Annotated in this window: 3 protein-coding genes and 1 pseudogene; all 4 read right to left on the bottom strand. The window is 72.0% G+C overall.

Going from position 1 to position 3,765, the window contains the following annotated elements:
• Positions 1-642: transketolase family protein (locus tag VN520_RS37640; protein WP_414720076.1), on the bottom strand; the 642-nt coding region annotated here is incomplete at its 3' end.
• Positions 639-1,514, bottom strand: a pseudogene (locus VN520_RS37645) (transketolase). The gene VN520_RS37640 and the pseudogene VN520_RS37645, both read right to left, overlap by 4 nt.
• A gap of 28 nt (positions 1,515-1,542) precedes the next feature.
• Positions 1,543-3,009, bottom strand: a complete 1,467-nt coding sequence (locus VN520_RS37650; RefSeq protein WP_325751451.1) for a gluconate permease — start codon at positions 3,007-3,009, stop codon at positions 1,543-1,545.
• A 1-nt stretch (position 3,010) separates the two neighbouring features.
• A complete protein-coding gene (locus VN520_RS37655; RefSeq protein ID WP_325751452.1) occupies positions 3,011-3,175 on the bottom strand; it encodes a hypothetical protein in 165 nt (54 codons plus the stop codon).
• Positions 3,176-3,765 lie beyond the last annotated feature (590 nt).

The following is a 3,765-nucleotide window of genomic DNA, read 5'->3' on the forward strand; positions in this document are numbered from 1 at the left end:
GAGGACGACGTCCCGGCCGGTGCGCAGCTCGGCGGCCTTGCCGAGCTGGAACCGGTAGTCGTACTCGTCCAGCACCGTCGGCACCGCCCCGCGCAGCAGCCGCAGGTAGGTGGGGCCCGGTGCGTCCGCCAGCGCCGGCACGGCCTGCTCGATGTCGACCGAGTCGCAGGGGTCGACGATGGTCAGGTTTGGGCAGCCGCGGAGGATGGCGAGGTCCTCGGTGGCCTGGTGGCTGGGCCCGTAGCCGGTGGTGAGCCCGGGCAGGGCGCCGACGACGTTGACGTTCAGGTTCGGCTCGGCGATGTAGAGGCAGAGGAAGTCGTAGGCCCGCCGGGTGGCGAACACCGAGTAGGTGGAGGCGAAGGGCACCAGGCCGACCTCCGCCAGCCCGGCCGCCGTCCCCAGCAGCGACTGCTCGGCCATGCCCATCTGGAAGAAGCGGTCCGGGTGGGCGTCGCGGAACACGTGCATGTCGGTGTACTTGGCGAGGTCCGCCGACAGCCCGACGACCTCGGGCCGCGCCTCGGCCAGCCGGTTGAGCGCGTGCCCGAACGGTGCGCTGGTCGTGCGCTGACCGGGGTCGGCGAACGAGGCGATCATCGCCGAGGTGGTGAGCCGCTTCTTCGGCGCGGTGCTGGTCATCGGGCCATCCCCTCCTGCAGCTGGTCGCGGGCGGTCTGCCACTCGTGGGCCTCCACCCGCATGAAGTGGGCCTTCTCCCGGCCCTCGAGCAGCGGCACCCCGCAGCCGATGCGGGTGTCGCAGACGAGCACCGACGGCGAGCCGCGGTGCTCGCGGAGCTCGTCGAGGGCGTCGACGAGCGCGGCGACGTCGTTGCCGTCGACGCGCAGGGCGTGCCAGCCGAAGGCCCGCCACTTGTCGGTCACCGGCTCGGTGCGCAGCACGCCGGCGGTGGGACCGTCGGCCTGCAGCGCGTTGACGTCGACGATCGCGGTGACGTTGTCCAGCTCGTGGTGGGCGCAGGCCAGTGCGGCCTCCCAGGTCGAGCCCTCGTCCAGCTCGCCGTCGGAGAGCAGGTTGTAGACCCGCGCCCCGTTGCCCTAGTGGCGCAACCCGAGCGCCATCCCGGTGGCCACGGGCAGCCCGTGACCGAGCGACCCGCCGGAGATCTCCACGCCCGGGGTGTAGGAGGCCATGGCCGACATCGGCAGCCGGGAGTCGTCGGAGCCGTAGGTCTCCAGCTCCTCCAGCGGGATGGTCCCGGCCTCGGCCAGCGCCGCGTACAGGGCGATGGCGTAGTGGCCGATGGAGAGCAGGAACCGGTCCCGGTCGGGCCAGTGCGGGTCCTCCGGGCGGTACCGGAGCTGGTCGGTGTAGACCGCGGCCAGCACGTCGGCCACGCCCAGTGCCTGACCGATGTAGCCCTGCCCCTGCACCTCCCCCATCTCCAGGGCGTTGCGCCGGATCCGGTACGCGGCCTGGCGGATCCGCTCGATCCGCTCCTCCCGGTTCCCGGCGGCCGGTGCCGCCTGCGGTGTGGTCAGCGAGGTCATGACGTGTTCCTTCCCTTGTTCGATTCCGTCAGGCGAAGATGCCGAGCACGAGGACCGCGCCCAGGCCGACGAAGGACAGCAACGCCTGGGCGACCGTGTAGACCTGGAACGCGCCGCGCACGGACAGCCCCAGCAGCGTCTTGAAGATCCAGAAGGTGTTGTCGGTGACGTGCCCGCCGAACGCGGCCCCGGACGCCGCGGCCAGCCAGATCAGCACCGGGTTGAGCCCCAAGCTCCCGACGACCGGTGCCAGCAGCGACGCCGCGGTGATGGCGGCCACGGACCCGGAGCCCTGGGCGAGGCGCAGCAGCGCCGCGACCAGCCAGGCCAGCACGAGCGGGTAGGCCGCGTTGGCGCTGAAGAGGCCGGCAACGAGGTTCCCGACGTCGGTCTCCGCGATGACCTGCCCGAGTGATCCCGCGACGCCGGTGAAGAGCAGGATGACGCCGCTGGTCCCGGCGGCCCGCACCACCACCTCTTCGACGCCCTCCCGGCCCAGGGCCGGGATGGCGAGGAAGAACCCGATGAGCAGGCCGATGAGCAGCGCCACCACGGGGTTGCCGAGGAACCCGAGCAGGCCCACCTCCGCGCCGAACGCGCTCGTGGTGGTGTCGAGCACGATGAGCACCAGCGGCACCAGCAGCGGCAGCAGGGCGACGAACAGGGGCAGCTGCCTGCCCGGCGTCCCGGTGCTGACGGGCTGCGGGTCGCGTGCGACGGCCGTCGCGCTGCCGCCACGCCCTGGCTCTCCGGCCGGCTGGCCACCCGGGGCGACCGGCTGTCCACCGATGGACTCAGCGGCGGACGGACCGCCGTAGCCGGCGATCTCCCCGGTGTGCTCCGGGTCGGTCAGCGGGTCGTCGTCGCGCTGCTCGTTCCAGGTGAAGCGCATCAGCAGGGTGTGCAGCGCGACGCTGGCGACGATCACCACGACGCCGAAGGGGATCCCATACAGGAGCATGGTGCCGAGCGGGATGTCGAGGGCGGCCGCGATGGCGAGCGCGGCTGCACCGGGCGGGACCATCAGGAGCGCCACCTCGAGGCCGATGGCCAGTGCGCCGGCCAGCGGCGCGATGCTGAGCCCGGTCCGCAGGGCGATCGACCGGGCCATGGGCCCCAGGATCACGAGCGCGACGTCGAAGTAGATCGCCGGGAAGATGATCCCCGAGGTCAGGCCGATGACGTGCGGGGAGCGCTTGGCCCCCACGAGGCGCAGCATCCCGTCCACGACGCGGTGGAGCGTCCCCATGGCCGACAACAGGGTCCCGAGCATCACGCCGAACCCGATGATGAGGCCCACCTCGGCCATCAGGTTGCCGAAGCCCGTCACGACGGCGGTCGTCGTCCCCTCGTAGCCGAGCCCTGCAGCGATGCCGAGGTACAGGGCGCCGATCACCAGGGAGATGACCGGGTTGATCTTCGCCAGGACGATGAGCCCGACGACGATCGCCACCGTGATCCCGGTGTGCAGCAGGAGCAACGTGGTGTCGGTCATGTCAGTCCCCCTCCGGCCTGCGGGAGCCGGTGGAGCCACGGGTCTCGATCGTCGCCTCGACGGGGCCCCCGACGGGGACCTCCTCGGTCGGGGAGCCCTCGAACAGGTGCCAGACGGCGACTTCCTCGAGGTGTGGGTCGTGGAGTGATGGGTGCCGCTCGGTCATGGTGGTCTCCGGTGAGCGATGGGCGTCAGATCCCCGTTGAGCGTTGACTGTCAACAGTCAACTGACGACTAGAGTGGGTGGTGCGGGTCACGGTGTCAAGGGTCACTTTCCGACGCCTGCATCCGTGCAGGTGACGACGCGCTCCGGGCAGTCCTCGAGGCACCACCGCTCCGCGAAGGGCCCCGTCTACTCGCCCCCGATGCTCGCGGAGTGAGCCTGGGGACAGGACCGGAACTGGGTCCTCCAGGCGGTAGGGAGAAGTGGCCCCCTCCTGCAGGGCCCCACCGCGAGCCTGCGTGAGGCAGGGGGCAGTGCGGCCCCCGTCCGGGGCACCGCCTCGGGCTTGCGAGGGGCGGGGAGGACGGGCGGGCCCCTGCAGGCACGAGGACCCCGCCCTCACGCTCGCGGCGAGCCCATGGACGGGCCTGGCGCAAGCCTGCGAGTGGTGGGGTACGGGGCGGCCCCGTCCCGGTACCACCCCGAGCTCGCGAGGGCAGGGAGGACGGGGTCGTTCCTCAGGCGGAGTCGGTGGCCTCGGCGAAGTGCTCGGCGGCAGCGGTCATGTGCTCGTCGACGACCCGCACGGCCGC

Origin of the sequence: Streptomyces sp. (assembly GCF_035563135.1) — a bacterium.
Classification (GTDB): Bacteria; Actinomycetota; Actinomycetes; order Streptomycetales; family Streptomycetaceae; genus Streptomyces.